The organism is Nitrobacter sp. MLSD-S21, assembly GCF_058809865.1.
In genome coordinates, this window is sequence record NZ_JBXASZ010000005.1 from 66,131 (window position 1) to 85,579 (window position 19,449).

Below are 19,449 nucleotides of genomic sequence, written 5' to 3' on the forward strand. Positions count from 1 at the left end.
GATTCTGATCTGACGCGTTTCTGGCGAATGTCAAATTCACTCCACTAGCCCTTTCGGGCCAGTTTGACACGACATCTCCATATTCAACGCGGAATCACATTGCTGTTCAATTTCTGACGGTTTGCATGCAAGGACACGCTGTTTCGAGATGACAAGAGCACTGAAAATCGCAGGCGTCGTCGCAGCCAGCCTGATCGTGATCGTCATCGTGATTCTCGTAACCGGATTTCCTTCCGGTTACGTCGCGTCGCTGGTGCAGGACCGGATCGAGCGCGACACGGGGTACCGGATTGCGATCAAAGGCACGATCGGCATCGACCTATGGCCGTCGCTCGGATTCGCGCTGCGTCACGTTACGTTCGATCATCCGGGAAAGGAAGCGACAGATGCGCAGCTTGCCGTGGGGGAAGTCCGCGCCCGTCTCGAGTTTGCGAGCCTCCTGTCGGGAACTTTAAAGATCTCGGAACTGGGTATCGATCGCCCCACGCTGCGGGTGCCGCTGCTTCGTGAACGCACCGGCAGCGGCGTTTCATCCAGGTCAGACCGCTCCGAAGAGACAGCGGGAGGCAATACGGAATTTCCGGTCGACCGGGTGACGGTTTCCAACGGCACGATCGTTTTCTTCGATCCGCAAACGGGCTGGGAGAATCGCGTCGATGGTGTGAACGCGAGCGTAACGCTTGGTGCTGACCGGCGAATCAACATCACGGGCGAGGCGCGTCCTGGCGACCGTCCGCTGACATTCGCCATGGCAGCAACGCAGCCTGCAGGTTCGCTCGGGCGTCGAAATATCCCGACCGAATTGAAACTCGAGATTTTAGGTGCGCGGACCCGCCGACTGACAGCCAGGGCCGAGGTCCGGATCAACGGGGAGATGCTTCTCATCAATGGCTTGTCCGGATCGTTCGACGACGGAAAGTTCAACGGCTGGGCATCGGTCGATCTTTCGAGCAAGCCGCTTGTGAAAGTCGATCTCGATTTTCAGCGGCTCGACCTCGGCGCAGCAGCGAGCCAGCCTTCGGCACCGCGCTCCGGCGCGCAACCATGGAGCGATGCGCCGATCGATGTCAGCGGGCTAAAGTATGTCGACGCGCAGGCGACGATTTCAGCGGCGGAACTAAATATCGGCCGAGCGCGCTTTGCGCCGGCCCAGGTCGAGACCGCCATCGATCGCGGCGTGTTGAAAGCGTCATTTTCGAACCTCGGCGCCTATGACGGGCGAGCCAATGGCAGCCTGTCGATCGACGTGTCTCCGAACGATCCGTCCTACGCGCTCAAGGCTGACGTGAGCGGTGTTCGCGCGCTGCCGCTGTTGTCGAGCCTTGCCGACTTCGACAATGTCGATGGCAGGATGCGGGCGACAGCCGACGTCCGCGGCACTGGCGTCAGCGCGCGCGCGATCATGTCGAGCCTCACTGGGACAGCTTCGATCGACGTCCGCGACGGTGCGATCCGCAACCTCAACATTGCGAGAATGATCCGTGCGTTGACGTCCGGTACTCTGTCGGGGTGGCAGGAGCGCCCTGATCAGGCCACTGACATGTCGCAACTCAGCGCAACCGCGACCATCGCGAAAGGACAGGCCACCACGAACGACCTGTTTCTAACCGGCCCACTTGTGCGGATGAGCGGTGCCGGCACCGTCGATCTCGGCTCGAAGATGCTGGCATTCCGGGTCGAGCCGAAACTCGTTATGACCACCGAGGGCCAAGGGGCGCCCGCCGATCCGATCGGCCTCGGCATTCCGGTCGTCGTGCAAGGGACATGGAGTGAGCCGCGCATCTATCCTGACGTAGCCGGCATTCTGGACGATCCCGGCGCGGTCTATGCGAAGCTGAGGGAATGGGGGCAGGGATTGTTCGGCCGCAGCGCGAGCGGCAGTTCTGACCAGTCCGGCCCCAGCATCGGAGAGACCCTTGATACCTTGATCCGGCAAGGTCTCGGCTCAGGAACGGATCCCGCTCCTGACGAACCTCCCGCTAAGGACAAGCCTTCTCAAGGACCGTCGCACCAAAACGTGCCATCCCGAGACAAGCCGCCACCTCTCGATGAGATGATGAAACAACTGTTCGGCCGCTAGAGCGTTTTCGAGCGAAGTAGATCCGGTTCGCGTGAAGAAAATGCGTCCAATCAAAAATATTGAGTCCGATTCAACTGTGTTGAATCAAACGCTCTGTTGCAGGATCGCAATGGCGCGCCGGACGTGGAGGCGCATTACCACATCGTCTGCCGCGCGCGCTCGAGCCACGCCTTGTCATATTCCTCGCCGCCGACGCGGCTCTTGCTCATCTCCGCGAGGATTTCTCCGGGCGTCGGCAAGCTCTTGGGGTCGACGTGCCTGTCCGGATCCCAGAGGTGCGAACGGATGATGGCGCGCGCGCATTGAAAGTAAATTTCCTCCACGGTCATGACGATGACCGAACGGGGTGTTTTGCCTTCGACTCCAAACGACGCGAGCAGCTCGGGGTCGGCTGACACCAGCGCGCGGCCGTTGACGCGCAGGGTGGTGCCGGATCCCGGGATCAGAAACAGAAGCGCGGCCTTTGGATCGCGGATGAGATTTCGCAGCGAATCGATGCGGTTGTTGCCGCGCCGATCCGGAATGATCAACGTGAGATCGTCATGAACCCGAACGAAGCCGGGCAGATCGCCGCGCGGCGAGCAGTCAAGCCCTTCCTCCCCGCAGGTCGCCAAGATGGCGAACGGGGAGCTTTCGATCAGCGCGCGATAGGACGGCGTGATCCGCTGCGCCACCTTGATCGTCGCCGCCTCGCCCGGCTGGCCATAAATGGCCTCGAGCTGCTCGATCGTCTCGATGGCGGTCACCACGATTGCTACTCCCTGCGCTGAGACGGCCTTTCCCACCCTGGATCGTCCGGTTGGATTGCCATCCTATACAGCGCGGCGCGCGTCTGTAAAACTGCGTGCCCCAAGCCTGGCAATGTTGTGAACTGTCCAGGCGGCACCCTCATGGATAGCGCAATAGTCCTCGGGCAGGAGATCGCCTGCATTCCAGCAGGCGCGCCATGTCCGGTTTGGCAGGATCACCTTTGAGTCGTCGGCACTCTCGTGGTTACGCTGTCGACTTAAGCTGCATAATCCGGAGCACATCAAAAATCAGCACAATCAACTGCGCGCCGCCGTAAATCAAAAACGCCAAATAAAATTTCGGCTGCCCGCCGTCCGCTGCGGAGGCCAGTGTCCCCGCTGCCACGGCAATTATAGCGCTCACGGCATTGACGCATACGGCCTTGCCGATTGTGTCCGGCCACTTCCTGGCAACCAGCCCGACCAGCCGCGATATCAGGTAGGTCGCCACCAAAGCCACAACGATAATAAAGAGCATCGATCCTCCGACTGAATCCGAAATGAAGTAAGCGACGGCCCCGTCGCTAAATTAGTCTCCTCTTTTTAGCGAAGTGATGCAGGATATCTACTCCGGAGCCATAAACTTCCCCATACCGGATGCTGTTCGCTGTCGCCTCTTTGGAAGAGATGATCGTCGCCTTCCGGAAGAAGACGACAGCTTCCACCGCAAGGATCCCTGATTTTAGCTCCTTCTTGGCGGTTCTCTCAGCCAACGGTGCAGCTCGAAAGCCACGCTTTGTGGGCGTCGGCTTTGTGACGGCGGGCCGTATGCCGCCGTCACGGGCAGTGACGATCATCGGGTCGTCATTGATTGCTGCGTGTCATCCCGGACCCGTCGGTCGATCCTGGGACCCGACCGGGTGGGCGCTTCAAGTATATCGACACGGTGCATTGCTTTTTTGGGTTGTCGCAAACGTAATTGCATATTGTGCTGCCACAGGCTCCACTACACTTGGTTTTACCCTCACACTGCTTTTTCACGTCGGCCTGTGTCGTGTTGAGCACCGTGACCGCCGATGCCTCGCTTGCAAAAAAACCGAAGACGGCAAGAGTAGTCATAGCGAAGATGAATTTCCGCATTTTAGCTCTCCGTCGGTTAAACGATGGTTCCAGACCCTTGTGCGGTTAACTCGGAGCTCCAGATTTTCTGGTGATCCGACATCAGCCTCCGCGAAAAGCGCTAAATTATTGAGATCAGAACCAGTGAAAAGCGCGCCAAATTGGCGGCAAACTTGCCAAGACAACCTAGCCAAGGGAGGTGCGCAGCGATTTCTCGTCTGCCCAATGGCCCGGTAAGAGTGCTGAGGCATGGCCAACACCACGGCATGCGTCGTCGGTCCGAAGCTTGCGCTAGCCATCTTGCTAACCACGCCATACCAATACCGGCTATACAAATACCCTGGGTCAGAGACAATCTGCGGGCGGCCTCGGGAACCGAGGCCTGCTCGCATCAATTCAATATGTCCGCATTCTCGCCGCGATTGCCGTGCACCACGCTCCGATCGTGGGGACACCTGCAAATTGTCACATCATGTTCACCAACCGTCGCTCGCGTCCCGCCGCGCTGTGTTACGCGCGTTTGCAGGCGCCGCCTGCACGTTGACTCTCGGCGCGTCCGTCGGCGGCTGCACCAGTGCCGCTCTCTCCTCCGGCGGCGCGACCTTCGATGCCGCCGAACTCTCCACCAATCCGACGCTTCTCGTCGCCACCACACGCAAGCCTGTGAACGGTGCGCGCGCCAAGCCCTGGTATGGGTCTGAACGAGCCGCGCGACTGAACGTCGCTCGCGCCAAGCTCACACCGCCAAGCGGGGGGCGCTTCTCACTCAACGCCGTCGGGCTGGACGATTGGCGCCTGGACGCAATCGAGCCGACCAGCCAAATCGGCGACCTCTACGCTGAACCAGGCGGCACCCGTGACGTGCTTATCTACGTGCACGGCTTCAACCAGACCTTTGAAAACGCGGCGCTCGACGCCGCCCGAATCTCCGAAGGCATCCGCTTTCGCGGCGAGACCATGGTGTTTTCTTGGCCTTCGAAAGCGAGCCTGCTCGACTACGGCTACGACCGAGAGAGTGCGATGTGGTCGCGCGACGCGCTTGATCAAGTGTTGACCGGGCTGATGGCGAGTCCGATCACTGGCCGTATCCACATCGTCGCGCATTCGGTCGGCACCATGCTGACGATGGAGGCGCTGCGCCAGATTTGCGCGCGGCAGCCGGCGGCAGGCGATCGCATCGGAGCCGTTGTCTTCGCTTCGCCCGACATCGACCTCGATGTCTTCACCTCCTCGGTCGCGCGCGTCGGCCCGCTCGCCGGGAAGATCACGGTCGTCACCGCTACCAACGACCGCGCGTTGGCTCTCTCGGGCTTCCTGGCCGGTGGCATCACCCGCGTCGGCGCTGCCGAAAAGGCCAAACTTGAGCAACTTGGGCTGCGCGTCATCGACGCCTCGGCGCAGGGTTGGGGCTTTATCAACCACGACCTGTTTCTGTCTAACGCGAAGGTCCGTCAGGTCATTCGACGCGCCATTGACGGACGCCCCCCGGTTGACGGGGCCTGAGGCGTCCTGGCTGCGCATCAGGGCGCATTAGCGTCTGCTGATAGCGGCTTGCGACACCCAACATGCTTATCGTGATCTGCGCGACGACCCGGTCATGTGGTGACCGCCTATGACCGGATCCCTGCGGAAACCTGCCGGCGCGGCATCCTGTCACGTCAGGCCAAAAAGCTTTATCAGAATGAGACTAACGACGAGCGCCAGCACCGTCGCCATGATCTTGATTTGACGCAAGGCTCTCCCGTTATGAAAGGCGTTGCTAGCCGCGGCCATGAGGAGTTCGCGGTCCGTCATGGAATCGAAGTCGGGGCCAAGCGATTTGTCGGCCTGGGCTTTGGGCGCTTCGATGCGTGTCTGGTCGTGGTCGGAGGTCGTGGAAGTTGCCATATGAGACTGACTTTCGATCTTTCGACGGAGGATGACGACCTGTGTCGGCGGAGGTGGCTTCGGCAATTCACTTTAGATGACGGAGTGATCGCATGTCAGAAGGCGTGGTTAGCTCAAATGGATATACTCACTGCCACGGTGACTGCCTGCGTTTGTCATATCTGGTAGCGCTGGCTGAACCTCACCATCCCGGATTACTCGGCTTTAGCCGATTTGGCCAGATCTAAGGTCGGTGGAGACCGACTCTATGGCGGCGTCCCATATTTGGAAAGCGCGACGACGAATCGTGGTTGAAGCGAGAGCGACTTGCGCTCCCGACGTTATCAGAACGGAAAGACGTTGGCATCGCTGCGATTGTCATCCTCACGTTGCGCTGGCGCTCGCCAAACAATCATCAATCGCGTCCCTCGTCGTGGCGATGGCTGAAGTCGAGCTATCGAATGCGGCTCGCTAGAATTGTCTTCGAGAGTTCGGCGCATTCAAACCGGAGAGGAGACTAGTTGAGTCAAGAGCTTTACGTTCGAAGCTGCGCGCGATGTTCGAAAGTGAAATCCCTATGCGGAATGCGCAGGGGTGCTCCGACGCTGGCGTGGGAAGTAAATGAAGCGATGTATAGTAAGACATACATTCCCTTTGACGGAAGAAAACTCGCCGGAAGGCCGGCGGCTTGCGTCGCGGATCGTTGTCCGGACGATTGATGCGCGTGAAGGGGAAGTCAGGAAGAAAAGAAAATGATGACAGATGCAGATAAAGTAGGGTTTGGAAATCGCCTTGCAAAACTTGTCGCTGACAAGCATTGGACAGAGGCGGAATTTGCTCGCAAAGCATCGAAGCTGTTTCGCGGCACCCAGGATTTTCGCCGTTGCGATATCTCACTCTACATGCGCGGCATTCAGTTTCCGGATCCTTCGCGTCTGAAGGCGATTTGCGATACACTCGGAGTTGAAGAAAAAGCGCTGAGACAAAAGTTCGCGTCGACGTAAGGCACGAGTCGAAGCACAACCCCGCTCCGGCGGGGTTTCTCGTGCTGTCTGCAAAGATTGAGGTTGGTTGAGGAGCGTGAGCTTATTGCAGCGCGGCCATGGCATGGTCGATCGACCGGGTCGACGCGACTGAATTGGCGCCGCTGGTTCTGAAAGGCTTCCCCTATCTGATCGCGGCCGTCGATATCCATCGCCGCGAGATCACGCCGAGCGCGGACCTATACGCTCGGGCGCAGGCCGCATGAAGCTTGTCGTGCTTCCGATCGTGCCGGTTGTTGAAACGCGATCGTGGCTTGATTATAGCGTTCTCAAGCGAAGTGGATCGCGTTCTCGCAGCGATTTTCCCGGAAAGAGTCTTTGATCAATGTCCACGAAACTTCCGGGTCCGCACTACATTACAATGCAGGTTCTCGCTCTCGCCGTTGTGCTGGTGGCAACCATCATTGCTCCGTCGGGATTGTCCGCGGATGAACAGGTTGCTCCGAATGCGGCCGCCGTTAGCGTCCTGAAAGCCACCAGATCCTGCTTCTTGGCGAGCGTCCAGGTAACGGGAATCCTGATCCCGAAGAATGAGACCGCGGTGCGGCCGGAGCGGCCGGGCTTGAAGGTCGCTGAGGTTCTGGCAGAGCCGGGACAGAACGTCACCGCCGGGCAGGCGCTTGCCCGCGTGACTCGGCCCGAAGGCGGAACGATCCTGGTTTCTTCTCCGGTGGCGGGACTCGTTAGCCGTTCGTCTGCCGAGATCGGGGCGGTGGCGTCGGGCAAGGGGGAGGCGTTGTTCAATATTGTCACAGGCAACGAGTTCGATCTGGTGGGTCAGGTGCCGAGCAGCGACCTGGCGAAACTCGCGGTCGATCAGACCGTTAAGGTCAAGGCCGTCGGTGCCGGCGAAATGGACGGCAAGGTCCGACTGATTGCGCCGACGGTCGAACCGAACAGCCAACTCGGGCAGGTCTTCATCTCCGTTGACCCCAGCAAGCACCTGTTGGTCAATGCGTTTGGCCGCGCGATCATCAAGACCGGCGAAAGCTGCGGCATTGCGGTGCCCCTGACCGCGATCCTGTATGGAAACGCGGGCGCAGTGGTTCAGGTCGTCCGGCGTCAGCGTGTTGAAATGCGGCACGTCGAGGTTGGATTGCGATCGGGAGGGCAGGTTGAGATCCGCGAGGGATTGTCGGAAGGCGACGTTGTGGTGGCGCGCGCGGGCGCCTTGCTACGCGAAGGTGATCCGGTCAGACCGATCGCCATGGAAGCGAGTGCGGCCCGCTAGATCTCTCCCGGATTTCGGGAGTGGGTCGCCGCGGTGAGCGCTCCTCGTCCAAGGAAAGGATCGGGCGACGGTTTCGATCTCTCGATGCTGGATCGGCCGAAGCGTCTGCCTCACGGCAGGACAGGTCTTTTCGAGCGAAGTGGCTACCGATTCGCGTGAGGGAAACGCGTCAACGAAAACAGAGACCCCTGCTTCTGTTTCAATCAGAGCGGAGGGCTCTCAGCGCTAGCTATCGTTCTTTGTGCGCGGCCACCGCCGCATCAGACCTGAAAGGTACGCCCTGAGCCAGCGAGGACGACACGGTTGGGACCTGTTCCCCTTCGCTCGCACGCGAAACCGCTACGCGAGTCCTGCTGAAAACGGCTTCGGCGTCCGCATCCGACTTATCGAGATTCTTGAGCAATTCAGCCATCAGCAGGCTGTATTGTCCGCTTGATTCGTCGATGACCCGTCCTGGCGTGGCCGAGGACAGGATCAGCGCGTTGTCCGGCACGTTGATCGGCGCAAGACCGTGCGAGTAGGAGCGAAAGCGCCGTTCATACGGATTGCGCCGCGATGCGTCGATCACGGCGAGCTTGACCTTGGCGGCGCGCTCCTTCATCGCCCCGAGAACGGTTTCGACGGAGAGCCCGTCGCGCCGAACGTCGGCTTCCTTCCAGATCTGCGCATTGACCGGGATCATGTAGCTCTCGCGCCCAGACTGAATGCCGAACCCGCTGAAGAACAGCAGCGCCGTCGTATCTGGACCGATCTTTGATTCCAGACGGCGGACCGCGCGGGACATGTCGTCCTTGTCGGCATCCTCGACCATGATGACGTCGAAGCCGTCGCGCCGCAGAACCGTTGCCAGCGCCCGGGCATCGTTGAGGGACTGTTTCAAGGGCTGGTTCGCATCCGGGTAGTGCCCGTTGCCGATCACCAGCGCGACCCGCGACGACTTGACGGCGATGCTGCCGGTCGTGTCCTCGACGTCGAGGGCCTTCGCGACCTCCACGCTGCGCTTGTTAAAGGCTGCATGGGCTCCGATCGCCAGCGATACCATCCCGACGAAGACTGCGGCCAATGTGAAGGACCGTGGGGAAACGCGAAACTGCCCGAACTTCATAACAATCGATTCCCGGTCGCGCTCAATTGCGCTTGTAAGTCGCGCCAACGCCAGATTGGTTTCAGGGAGCGCCTGACCTATTGCGGTCAATTACGCTCGTTTTGCGGCACCGCAGCATAAGAAAGGGTCATACATCGCGGCTCCTCAATGAGCAACATGAAACCTTTATTTATTGGAAACACAATTGGTTAAGCAACGTTACGGCCGCGAAAGTTAGGAGGGCCGGACGTCCGATAATCAAGCAGGTGTTACCGATGGCCGGATGCCGTGGCTTGGTGGTCGCCATTTGTTATTTTTCACTATTCGTGTAATTTTTCCAATAGCTTGGCTGGAACAAGCCTTGAGCGCGCATGGGGACGCCGAAAGAAAATCATGACTGCTCGCCATGTGGCCGGCGCTGTCTACCGCGCGCTGACGAACCGTAAGGACGGCCCGACACTGTACGATGTGTGCGATCCTGTGCTGTTGCGCCACCAGGGTGGCGACGGCCATCTCGCCAGATTCTACAAGACCGCGCTGGCGAATCCGGCACTGCGCCCGCTGTTGCGGCGCGCCGGCCTGCCAGAACTGAGGGACCAGACCAGTTTTCAGGAACTGCAAAACGCGCTGCGACAAGCGCGGGACGATGAAACGCCGGATTGGGCGACGATCGGCCGACCGGTGGCCGCATTACTGGACACGGTGACTTTGAGCCATCCCCGGCCCGGAGCAATGTCCCGCTCTGCGCCTGAGCCGAGCCTTGCCGATATCGAGCGCGTTATCCGGACCTGCGGCGCGCATCTGCTTCAATCATTTCGAAACAACGGGTTCATCCCCACCTTTGCGGCGTTCAATCTAATCGGCGATCCCGATCTGCGTGGTCGGGATTTTCTCGCCGCCCTTACCGGGCTCGACGCGCGCGGCTACAAGAACTCGACGCTGCTCTTTAATCTAGCGCGGGTCTTCATTGCGCGGTCGCCGGCACGCGACGTGATCAACCCGCCGTGGCGCGGCATCGCCGAACCGATGTGGGAGCCGGTTCAGATCCGCCATCGCTCGGCCTATTACGATGCATTCTTCACCGAGGCGCTGTTGAGTTTTGCCGAAACCGGTCTTGCCACGCTTGCGGAAACCAATGCGATCCGCCGCGCGAGCAATGAGATGATCGATTTCTGCCTTAAAACCAGCCGCGAGGAGGTGTTTTCGCGCGACGGTAGCCGGGTCAGCGTGATCACGGCGCTGGCGCCGAATCCCCATCCGCGGTTCAGCCGGTTTTTCACACACATCAAGCAGAATCTCGGCTTCGGCATTTACGTCCCGGACTGCGACACCACAGCCTGTTCGTTTTCGGCCGCCACGCAAGTCGGCTCGAACGATCCGATCCTTGATCAGCCCTTGCTCGATTTCTACGCCGGCTATCAGGTTGATAGCGGCGCCAATGAACCGCTTGTGACTGTGCCATTGAACGACAACATTGATTACGACGGCGGCATCGTCACCTGGATCGACAATCTCGCGGGCGACCGTCCTTACGGCAACGATCTCGATCCTACCCTCAATCTCGATGTCCTCGAGGTCAGCTTCCGCAACTGTTCGCGGTGGCGCATTCTTGAGACGCCGCAACGCCTGCAAACGGTGCAGCGGATCATCCGCTTCCAAAAACGCCTGGTCGAGAGCGGCGCGTTCAGCGATCCCAGATCGCATATCTACTATCTGCCGGAGCTTTATTGCGCCTACTTCGGACGTTGTTACGCCGCATTCGCGATGCTGCCGGATGCTGCCCGTCAGGCGATCGATCCCGATGACAGCTTCGGCTACATGCGCGGCCGGGTTCTGGTCTATGTGCAGGACATCCTGATCGCCGCCGAAATGAACGCGTTCGATGCGGCGCTGGCGCTCATCGCCTTAGGTCATCTCGGCGCGGATCGGGCGGCTTTCACGCCTGCGCTGAACTGCATCGTCAGCCACGCCGGCGAAGGCGGACGGCGCGGACCCTTCAGGGCTTATGAATGGAACAAGATGAAAACTCCGACCCGCATCGTGGTGGGTGGTCCGGAGGTGACCTCCGCCTTCGTGCTGATGGGGCTAGCGCTGGCACGCAAGGCGATGAAACGAGCAGAGCACTAGACTACTGTCTGGCTTACCATTCGGATGAGGCCAGCGACACGTCCGGAGCGCGCCGCTAATGATGCTTTGCCAAGTCCTTTTACGAGGAGGCAAAGCGCTAGCGAGTGACATTCCCTGACGCGCTAGCCCGATGCACCGCAAGGGAAGGCGAACGGTCGGTATACCGATAATCCCCTTGGCCAATTTGCTCTGCACGCTCCGGATTCCGTCAGAACCTCCTGAATGACGACATTCGTTTTCATCAATCATACAAGAAGGACGAGATCTTACAGCCGGGACGCAACATTTGTTTGTTTGCATCCATGAAGTTCTAATAGGCTTTGGTTGCTAGGTAAGCGGAGAGATGACTTTGTCCCCGACAGCCCGAAGTGGATGGGGCTCTCGATGTGTTGCGTGCGGTCAGGTCGACCCGACAAAGCGGGCCGTCATATCTCCGGACCGATCGCGAAATCAGTTATGAAAAAAGCAAATAGCTGGCGCGCCATTCAGAATAAAACTGCGAACTCGTATACGATTGAAATCGATATATAATTTCATAACGCGACGCATGAAGGTCCAAGCCGTCCGCAATCGCCGCTCTGCCCCTCATCGGATCTTGGCTGCTTAACATCACAGATCGATGAAATCGACCAGATGGTCCTGAACAGTTCTGGCCAGGTGCACGACATGCTTATGATGCGTGAATAAAATAATCTGCCGATGCTTCCCGGCAGCGGCCAACAACCGAAGTCCCGCGAGTGTGCGCTCATCGTCGAAGCTGATCAGCAGGTCGTCTCCAAGGAATGGCATCGGCTCTGATATCCGGCGCTCAAGCAGCGCCAAACGTAATGCCAAAAACAACTGATCGCGTGTTCCTTCGCTGAGACCCGTGATTTGCACCTGCTCCCCGTTATTGCGCTGCGCGATAAGGATTGGCTGATCGTCGGCCCCATAAGCGACGCCGAGGCCGGTGAAAGCGTCGTCGGTCGCCATCGCAAACAGCGTACTCGCGCGCGAAATCAGCGGATCCTGCACCATGGCGCGATGCCGCTCAATGGTACGGGCGGCAAGCCGGGATGCGGCAGCTCGCAGCAGCCAGCGCTCGGCAATGGACAAAAGTTCGGCATTGGCCTCCGCGCGTTCGGCAGCCGTGCCGCTCGCATCGCGTCCCTTCAGCAGGGCATCAAGCTCGGCCTGCTTTTGATGGCCGAAAGCGGACGCGGCGGCGATGTCCCTGATCAATTGCTCCTGTCGAATCGTTTCAAGCGCGATGTCAGCCGGTAATTGATCGAGATCGAGCCCCTCCTGCTCCTCCCTCAACGTGGCCTCGTCGCGGCCGTCGCTCGCTTCATGAAGATCGCGCAGCAATCGCGTCCGCTCGTTCTCCAGTTGCCCCCTTGCTGAAAGATGATCTATTGCATCATGCAATGCGGAACTGCCGGCGACGCCCAATATTCGGCGAGCTTCATCAAGGACCATTTTGGCCGCTGCGCGCTGCATTTCGAGTCCCTTGCGGGATGCAGCCCGTTTCGCGCACGCTTCAAACAGACGCTTGCGAGCCTCACTGGCTCTCCGCGTTTCTGCCAGCGCAGCCAGGAGCCGCGCCAATGTGTCTTGCGCGTTCTCGCTTCCGAGATGCGGCGCGACGCTGCTTGTGATCTGGAACACGTCACTATCGAACGTCTGAATATCCGCTTCCATGGTCTCGACGCTGCGTCCCTCACGCTCATGGCTCGCTTTAGGCACCGCCACCGAGTTCCAGACTGCCAATGCCGCTTCGGCCTGAGGCTGCGTCGTCTCGCTCGTCAAACCGATGCCGGTCATTGCCATCGGCCATGCCTGAAGCAGATCCGAGCGGTCTGATCGCGCCACATCGCGCGCCGCAACGGCTTCCCTCACATCACGTTCGATCCGCATCTTTGACGCCGAACGCGCTCTCGCGTCGGCCCACGCTCTTTGCAATTCATCAAATCGCGCTTTGGCTTCACGGAAAAGGAGATTCGGCGGCAATGTGCGATCCGGTGAACGACCGGCGCTTCCGAGAAGCGCAATGACGGCCGCTTTGTTTGCGTCGAGCATTGCCACCAGAGCATCTATGCCCGCCTTTTGCGCGTCGCGTTTGTCCAGACGATGGAGAATGCCGTCCAGACGCTCGCGCCAACGCTGCATCTCGGCCGGACTGCGTGGCGTCAGACCCGATGGCGCCCATTGCTGCGTCCATGCCGCGGTAGCCGCAGCTCTCTGCGTCCGCATGTCGGCCAGTTTCATCATGATCCGTTCACGTTCTGCGCGGCTGGCGGCGATGCGCAGTTGCGTATCCTCCTGCCGAATGGCGCGCCCGGTGTCGGCCAGCAACAAATCCGTCACGCTATCGATTATCTGAGACGATCGCGCAACGTCGGACAAGCGCGAAATGCGCGAGGCCAGATCTCCGTCGAGCACGGAACGCAGTCCGTCAAGGTGGATGTCCCGCTCTTGTCGCGCGCCAGCAAGATCAGCACGGGTTGGCACGGAGCCGATGCTCGCCAGCCGGGCAAGCTCAGCCTCGGACGCGGCGATCGCATCGTCGGCGGCATCGAGCGCGTCGCGAAGCCGCTTCTCCTCGCGTTCGCACCACTCCGCAGCATGGGCATGGTTTGCAATGCTGGCCCCATCGGGCAACGGTAGCGACCGTAACGTTTCGAGCGCGCCCGGCACGGGATCCAGCGACGCCACCTCCGCGACCAGCGCGCCGGACTCGATATTGAGCGATGCGGTGTCGTGACGCAGCCGGTCGGCTTGTGCGGGAATGTCGCTCAAAGCATCGAGTCGCTGCCGCAACTGTTCGGGGTCGATCACGGCATGAGTTTCGTTCTCCCCGGCCGCGATATCCTGAAGCTCCTGCTCCGCACGAGTGCGCCGCATATCAGCATCGATGATCGCCTGTTCGGAACGCGCGGACCGATCGAGCAGATCTCGCACCTGCGCCAGTGCGAGGTCCGTCGGCAATCGTTCCAGCAGCGCTGCATGCGACGTCAGACCGAGGCGCCTGGCGGCATCGTCCAGCGCGTCTCTCGCAGCATCCCGCGCCTGCCGGCGTCGTGGCAGGTCCTCGATGGCCTTGCGTATCGCGCCGAGCCGTTCGCGCAGCGCGTCGATCACATCTCCCTCCGAGAGCAGCGTCTCGTTAAGGGCTAGGGCAGCAATCTCTGCCGCATCCGCCGCGTCGGCCATGTCCAGAACGGACATCTCGCGATCGAGCGCTATTTCCGCGTCAAGCGATTGACGCCATTCCATGATCGATTGCGACGATATCGCCGGCAGGTCATCAAATCCCGCCAATTCCGCGGCGAGTTGCTCAAGCCGCGCCAGCTTCGGGCGCACGCGCAATGTCCGCTGCCAGCGCGCCAGCGTACTGCCACTCACCTTATGTTCCGAGGTCAGCGCCTCCAGATGCGCGTTCGCGTCACGCGCCGCGTTCTCCAACTGCTGTACGGCTTCGTGCGTTACGATGGCTTCACGTAATCTCTTGTCCGCATAGTCACGGCGATCCAGCGCCAGATAGAACGGCTTGCCGCTTGATCGGCGGGTCGTGAACAGATCGTCCGCCTCGCCTTGAAGCCGCTCCCTGACTTGTGACAGCGTCGTCATCCCCGCCGAGCTTGCGGCAAGGGTCTCCGCCAATCGTCCACCGGCATTGAGGAGTTCATGCCCGCCGTCACGCAACGCCTGCGCGGTCAGGCCGAATTCGCGGTTGTAGATCTCGCGAGACACCTCGCCAAGAAGGGAGGCAAGCCAGTCGTTCGGCAACGGCTGATCGTTGGCGTCAATGAGCGTATTCTTGTTACCCTTGCGCCGACGGGCTGCGACTGTCTGGCCATTCGAGTGGCGAAATACGCCTCCGACACGCAACGTCTTGCCGTCATGCCTGAAATCATAGGGCGTTCGCGCGCCGAATCCGAACAACAGATCGCCGATGGCCGAGAGCGCCGATGTTTTTCCGGCTTCGTTGGCGCCGTACACGACATGCAGCGCCGCCTCCGGATGAAACGACAGGGTATGGTTCGCGAAGATGCCGTAACGCTCGAGAATCAGCCGTTCGATTCTCACGACGATTCTCCGGCGAGCAGCGCGTGCGCATCGCGGCCCAGCGCCCTCAGCATGTCGGTGCCGAAGAAGCCGTCGTGCAGGTCTTTCGGCAGCCTGGCTTTCACCGCTTCGACCAATTCGGCCAAGTCCGTAGCGAATCCGGGATCATTGGCCATTTGCTCAAGAAGAGCATCGACATCCAGGCTTTCGGCTGGCAAGGGAGCGGCCGATCGCTGCGGTAACCCGGTTTTCACTTTCACCTGCTCGACCCAGCAATCATCGGAGAGCCGGAAACCACTGGCACGAATATCGTCCTGCAACAGCTCACGCCTGGCAACGAGTTGATTATGCAGCGCCGTCGCACCGACCAGCGTGACGCGAACGGCCATCGGGCGACCCTCGCTTTGCGCGTGCGCGCCTGCCAATTCGGCCGAGACTTGCTCTATCATATCGGCTTCGTTCGCCGCTTTCGACACATCGACCGTGAGGTGCGCCCATCGCGCGCGGTCCAGCACCAACGGCGCCACCTCCACGATAAAGCCATTCTCGACAGTAACGCGCATTGCGCCTTTTGCGCCTGTTTCCCGTACGCTGCGCCCCTGCAGATTGCCGGGATAGACGATCCAGGGATCGCGGCTCACGATCTCCGCCGCGTGGACATGCCCGAGCGCCCAGTAATCGTAACCGAAGCGCTTCAGGTCATCGACCGTACACGGCGCGTATCCTTCGTGACCGCGCGTTCCGTCGAGCGACGTATGCAGCACGCCAATGTTGAGCCAACCCTCGCGGCGCACCGGGTAGGTGGCGACGAAATCGTTGGTGAGCCGATTGGGGAAACTGCGCCCGTGCAGCGCAACACGGTGAGTCTCGATCGGTATTGTTGCCGCCTTGTCGGACGGAAAGATACGAACCGTCTCGGGATAAGGAAGGCCGCGCGATATCACACTTTCGGCGTCGTGATTGCCCTTCACCATAAAGACGGGAATGCCGGCGCGGTGCAGGGCGCTAATGACGCGGACGAAAAACAGACCGGTCGTGACGTCCTTCCAGTCGCCGTCAAAAATGTCGCCGGCGATAATAAGAAAGGCGGCCTTGCTTTCGATCGTCTCGGCGATGAGGGCTTCCACCGCACGGCGACCGGCGTCGGCAAATCGCTCCGCAACAGTTTTGTCTTTCAGGCCGAGGCCGGCGAGGGGGCTATCAATATGGAGATCGGCGGCATGAATAAAGGTGAAACGCATTTCTATGAGCAATATACAGGTCGTCGCGGATTCGCTTGAACACCTCCAGTTGCAGTTCACGTCCTGCCCTCCATTTCTCAGAGCCAAGACCTGGATCATCGACCGCATTATTGCGGGTGAAAGCGTCACATTATCGGATCGTCGTATCGACCTCGACGCTGCCTATCTCGCAGGATTGAATGAAGCCGAACGTGGCGACATCACGCTAAGATTGCTTCAGGGGGATCGCGCCCTCGCTGAAACGATACTTCCGGTCAGATTGTTGGCCCGCGATGAATGGGGTGGCGTGGCCGATACGGGCCAGCTTCTTCCAGCTTTCGTGATGCCGAACGATCCGGCAGTTTTCAAACTGCTGCGATCAGTCGCTGAACGGCTGGCCGCGCACGGCCATTCCTCGGCGCTCGATGGATATCAGAGCAACGATCCGAAACGCGCCTACATGCTCACGGCCGCGATCTATTCGGCCATCGCAGGACTCGGCACGCATTATGCGCAACCTCCAGCGAGCTTCGAATCGCGGGGTCAGAAAGTTCGTGGGCCCAGCAAGATCGTTCAGGACTTACTCGCCACATGCCTGGATACGACGCTGCTGTTCGCGGCTTGCCTGGAGGCCGCCGGGCTCAATGCGGTAGTCCTGCTCTTCGACGGCCACGCGATTGCCGGCGTCTGGCTGGTCAAACGCACGCTGCCACGAACCATAGAAGACGATGTCGTCGAAATTCGCAAAGCGATCGCCGCGCGCGAACTTGTCGTATTCGAAACCACCGGCGTGACGAATCGACCGGCCATGACCTTCGAACAGGCCAGTAAAATCGGTGAGGCCAAGCTCGACGAAAACACAGCGCAACGTTTCGTGTCCGCCATCGATATCACACGCTCACGGTCCGCCGGCATCATGCCGCTGGCGTCGCACGAAACTCCGCAGACAACCGATCAACCAGAAGAGCCATTGGATATTCCGCTGCCGGCGGAGCCAGATTTCCCGATGCCGGCCGATCTGGTTGAACAGAAACCGACCACGGCGGCCGGCCGTATCGAGCGTTGGCAAACGAAGCTGCTCGACCTGTCGCTGCGGAACCGATTGCTGAACTTTACCGATAGCAAGAAAACAGTGTCCTTCGTCTGCCCGGACGTTGCCTATCTCGAGGACAGACTGGCCGAGAACATCCGGATCAAGCTCATCTCGCTGCCCGAGCAAAATCCCCTGGGCGAGCGCGATGCCGAGTTGCACCGCGAGAGACGTGGTCATGATCTTCACCGAGAATTCGCTGCTCAGGCGCTACAGCGGGACGAACTGTCGTCGATGCTGGAAGCGAGAGAACTGGAAGCGCGCCTGATCGCCTTGTACCGGCAGGCGAAAAGCGACATGACGGAAGGTGGCACCAACACGCTTTATCTCGCTGTGGGCGTGTTGAAATGGAAGAAGAAGCCAACCGATGAACGGAGCTATCGCGCGCCTATCCTGCTATTGCCGGTCAAGCTCGAGCGCTCCAGTGCAGCCTCCCGGTTTCGGCTCAGGTATCATGAGGACGAACCACGGCTGAACGCCACGTTGCTGCAATTCGTCCAGCGCGACTTCGACCTGACGTTGCCGGATTTCCGCGATGGCTTGCCACAGGATGGCAGTGGCATTGACGTACTCCAGGTGCTCGAGCAGTTCCGTCATGCGGTGCGCGACACCCCTGGCTTCGAAGTCGCAGACGAGATAGCCCTGTCAACTTTCTCATTACCGCGACAAGGTGCGCGAACAGGTTCTCCGTGGGCTCGGCTGGACCATCCTGCGGGTCTGGTCCACGGACTGGTGGTTCAACGCCGAAGAAGCCATCGAGCGAGTGCATCAGGCGCTGGATGAAGCGTTGGCCGACAGCCGTGCTGCGGCGCAAGCCCCCGGGTCCGATGTATCCATGGTGACGGACAGGCTCGTCGACGGTAAACATGAAGAAGCTGCAGTTGCCGATCCTGATCCTTTAAAGCCCGATTTTGATATCGTTCAAACCAGCGATGACGAGGATTTGCCCGGCACTCCGACAGATGCGCGGCTCGAAATCGGTGAGCGGCAGGTGGCCTCATCCGAAAGGCGCACAGCCGAGTCTGGACAAGGATTCTTCGCGACTGCGGAATTATCGACGTTCAAAGCCGACCCCGACCTGTTCTTCGAATTCTCCTATCGGCCGACCATTCAGGCCATGGTCGATGCCGTGATGGATGCGGAGGCACCGGTGAGGGACGATGTCCTGGCCCAGCGGGTGGCGCGGGCGCACGGCTGGCTTCGCACGGGCGCGCGCATCCGCGAACAGATCGCGCTGCATCTACGCAAGCTGGAGCGCACAGACGAGACCACAGGCACGTTTCTGTGGAAGCCGGGTTCGGTGACGCAGCGTTTGTCGTTCCGCAAGCCACTCAGCTCAGACCATCGTCGCAGCCTGGCCGATATCTCAATCGCCGAACTGACAGATTTCGTTCTCACGCATCCAGCTGTGCTGGATGAGGAGGATCCGCCACTGGCCTATGCGCGCCTGATGCAAGTCGATCGGCTCGCGGCGCCGTCACGTGACCGGATTGCAGAAGCGATTGCGCAGGCAAAGACATTGATGGCTGAAGTGATCGACCCGCGGCTCGGCGGGCAGAGGCGAGGCGCGCTTGCGCGGGCGAACGCAGGACAGGAGTTCGACGGATTAAACGGCTGTCGCAAATGGAAGGGGCACCCCGCAGGGTGCCCCATTTTGTGCATAAGCTTGTTAACGGGAGGCCCTCAATCACCAGTCCGCTAAAACCAGTAAGTCTGCCGTAAGGCTATTGCACGCAAAGATTGTGCAATGGTTAAATGGAACCGTCAAGGGGGCTGAAGCCAACCGTAATCTCAATCAAATTGCAGAAGCTTCC

General features: G+C 60.0%; 14 protein-coding genes and 1 pseudogene. 8 read left to right on the plus strand and 7 right to left on the minus strand.

Features of this window, described 5'->3' with window-relative positions; all coding sequences use genetic code 11:
- Positions 1–148 precede the first annotated feature (148 nt).
- Positions 149–2,080 carry an AsmA family protein gene (locus AC1RT6_RS14895; RefSeq protein ID WP_079448181.1) on the plus strand — a complete coding sequence of 644 codons (1,932 nt, stop codon included), beginning with the start codon at positions 149–151 and terminating at the stop codon, positions 2,078–2,080.
- 134 nt (positions 2,081–2,214) lie between these two features.
- On the opposite strand, the gene AC1RT6_RS14900 is transcribed toward AC1RT6_RS14895, so the two are convergent.
- The 3 genes from AC1RT6_RS14900 to AC1RT6_RS14910 all read right to left on the minus strand — a co-directional run bounded on the left by AC1RT6_RS14900 (position 2,215) and on the right by AC1RT6_RS14910 (position 3,665).
- Positions 2,215–2,826, minus strand: a complete 612-nt coding sequence (locus AC1RT6_RS14900; protein ID WP_173816057.1) for a pyridoxamine 5'-phosphate oxidase family protein — start codon at positions 2,824–2,826, stop codon at positions 2,215–2,217.
- A 247-nt stretch (positions 2,827–3,073) separates the two neighbouring features.
- Complete coding sequence (locus tag AC1RT6_RS14905) at positions 3,074–3,346, minus strand: hypothetical protein (protein WP_079448180.1); 273 nt, start codon at positions 3,344–3,346, stop codon at positions 3,074–3,076.
- 46 nt (positions 3,347–3,392) lie between these two features.
- Positions 3,393–3,665 carry a hypothetical protein gene (locus AC1RT6_RS14910; RefSeq protein ID WP_079448179.1) on the minus strand — a complete coding sequence of 91 codons (273 nt, stop codon included), beginning with the start codon at positions 3,663–3,665 and terminating at the stop codon, positions 3,393–3,395.
- Between the two features lie 724 nt (positions 3,666–4,389).
- On the opposite strand from AC1RT6_RS14910, the gene AC1RT6_RS14915 reads away from it, so the two are divergent.
- Positions 4,390–5,430 (plus strand): alpha/beta hydrolase, encoded by a 1,041-nt coding sequence (locus AC1RT6_RS14915; protein WP_420799323.1) that lies wholly within the window; start codon positions 4,390–4,392, stop codon positions 5,428–5,430.
- 150 nt (positions 5,431–5,580) lie between these two features.
- Here AC1RT6_RS14915 and AC1RT6_RS14920 read toward each other — a convergent pair whose 3' ends face one another.
- Positions 5,581–5,814: a hypothetical protein gene (locus tag AC1RT6_RS14920; protein WP_472791014.1), complete on the minus strand. Its 234-nt coding sequence runs from the start codon at positions 5,812–5,814 to the stop codon at positions 5,581–5,583.
- Between the two features lie 731 nt (positions 5,815–6,545).
- On the opposite strand from AC1RT6_RS14920, the gene AC1RT6_RS14925 reads away from it, so the two are divergent.
- The 3 genes from AC1RT6_RS14925 (at position 6,546) to AC1RT6_RS14935 (ending at position 8,067) form a co-directional block, all read left to right on the plus strand.
- Complete coding sequence (locus AC1RT6_RS14925; protein ID WP_079448177.1) at positions 6,546–6,797, plus strand: hypothetical protein; 252 nt, start codon at positions 6,546–6,548, stop codon at positions 6,795–6,797.
- Positions 6,798–6,895: 98 nt separating this feature from the next.
- Positions 6,896–7,042, plus strand: a complete 147-nt coding sequence (locus AC1RT6_RS14930) for a hypothetical protein (RefSeq protein ID WP_158081556.1) — start codon at positions 6,896–6,898, stop codon at positions 7,040–7,042.
- Positions 7,043–7,161: 119 nt separating this feature from the next.
- The gene (locus tag AC1RT6_RS14935) at positions 7,162–8,067 is read left to right on the plus strand and encodes an efflux RND transporter periplasmic adaptor subunit (RefSeq protein ID WP_079448176.1); all 906 of its coding nucleotides are present in this window, start codon (positions 7,162–7,164) and stop codon (positions 8,065–8,067) included.
- A 229-nt stretch (positions 8,068–8,296) separates the two neighbouring features.
- On the opposite strand, the gene AC1RT6_RS14940 is transcribed toward AC1RT6_RS14935, so the two are convergent.
- Positions 8,297–9,172 carry a caspase family protein gene (locus AC1RT6_RS14940; RefSeq protein WP_079448175.1) on the minus strand — a complete coding sequence of 292 codons (876 nt, stop codon included), beginning with the start codon at positions 9,170–9,172 and terminating at the stop codon, positions 8,297–8,299.
- 372 nt (positions 9,173–9,544) lie between these two features.
- Here AC1RT6_RS14940 and AC1RT6_RS14945 point away from each other — a divergent pair, with 372 nt between their 5' ends.
- Positions 9,545–11,278, plus strand: coding sequence for a hypothetical protein (locus AC1RT6_RS14945; protein ID WP_079448174.1), 1,734 nt, complete (start codon positions 9,545–9,547; stop codon positions 11,276–11,278).
- Between the two features lie 609 nt (positions 11,279–11,887).
- Here the strand turns inward: AC1RT6_RS14945 and AC1RT6_RS14950 are convergent.
- Together AC1RT6_RS14950 and AC1RT6_RS14955 are read right to left on the minus strand one after the other, a co-directional pair.
- Positions 11,888–15,346 (minus strand): AAA family ATPase, encoded by a 3,459-nt coding sequence (locus tag AC1RT6_RS14950; RefSeq protein WP_472791013.1) that lies wholly within the window; start codon positions 15,344–15,346, stop codon positions 11,888–11,890.
- Positions 15,343–16,566, minus strand: a complete 1,224-nt coding sequence (locus AC1RT6_RS14955) for a metallophosphoesterase family protein (RefSeq protein WP_472791012.1) — start codon at positions 16,564–16,566, stop codon at positions 15,343–15,345. The genes AC1RT6_RS14950 and AC1RT6_RS14955 overlap by 4 nt, the downstream gene beginning before the upstream one ends.
- Positions 16,567–16,600: 34 nt before the next feature.
- On the opposite strand from AC1RT6_RS14955, the pseudogene AC1RT6_RS14960 reads away from it, so the two are divergent.
- A pseudogene (locus tag AC1RT6_RS14960) lies at positions 16,601–18,301 on the plus strand (DUF4011 domain-containing protein); the annotation flags it as partial.
- A 4-nt stretch (positions 18,302–18,305) separates the two neighbouring features.
- Positions 18,306–19,337 carry a DUF3320 domain-containing protein gene (locus AC1RT6_RS14965; RefSeq protein WP_493029518.1) on the plus strand — a complete coding sequence of 344 codons (1,032 nt, stop codon included), beginning with the start codon at positions 18,306–18,308 and terminating at the stop codon, positions 19,335–19,337.
- Positions 19,338–19,449 lie beyond the last annotated feature (112 nt).

Bases quoted from the DNA above. Each gene is read 5' to 3' on its own strand.
- AC1RT6_RS14945 (WP_079448174.1), top strand. From the start codon at position 9,545: ATGACTGCTCGCCATGTGGCCGGCGCTGTCTACCGCGCGCTGACGAAC.
- AC1RT6_RS14955 (WP_472791012.1), bottom strand. From the start codon at position 16,566: ATGCGTTTCACCTTTATTCATGCCGCCGATCTCCATATTGATAGCCCC.
- AC1RT6_RS14940 (WP_079448175.1), bottom strand. From the start codon at position 9,172: ATGAAGTTCGGGCAGTTTCGCGTTTCCCCACGGTCCTTCACATTGGCC.
- AC1RT6_RS14925 (WP_079448177.1), top strand. From the start codon at position 6,546: ATGATGACAGATGCAGATAAAGTAGGGTTTGGAAATCGCCTTGCAAAA.
- AC1RT6_RS14920 (WP_472791014.1), bottom strand. From the start codon at position 5,814: ATGGCAACTTCCACGACCTCCGACCACGACCAGACACGCATCGAAGCG.
- AC1RT6_RS14930 (WP_158081556.1), top strand. From the start codon at position 6,896: ATGGCATGGTCGATCGACCGGGTCGACGCGACTGAATTGGCGCCGCTG.
- AC1RT6_RS14895 (WP_079448181.1), top strand. From the start codon at position 149: ATGACAAGAGCACTGAAAATCGCAGGCGTCGTCGCAGCCAGCCTGATC.
- AC1RT6_RS14905 (WP_079448180.1), bottom strand. From the start codon at position 3,346: ATGCTCTTTATTATCGTTGTGGCTTTGGTGGCGACCTACCTGATATCG.
- AC1RT6_RS14910 (WP_079448179.1), bottom strand. From the start codon at position 3,665: ATGATCGTCACTGCCCGTGACGGCGGCATACGGCCCGCCGTCACAAAG.
- AC1RT6_RS14935 (WP_079448176.1), top strand. From the start codon at position 7,162: ATGTCCACGAAACTTCCGGGTCCGCACTACATTACAATGCAGGTTCTC.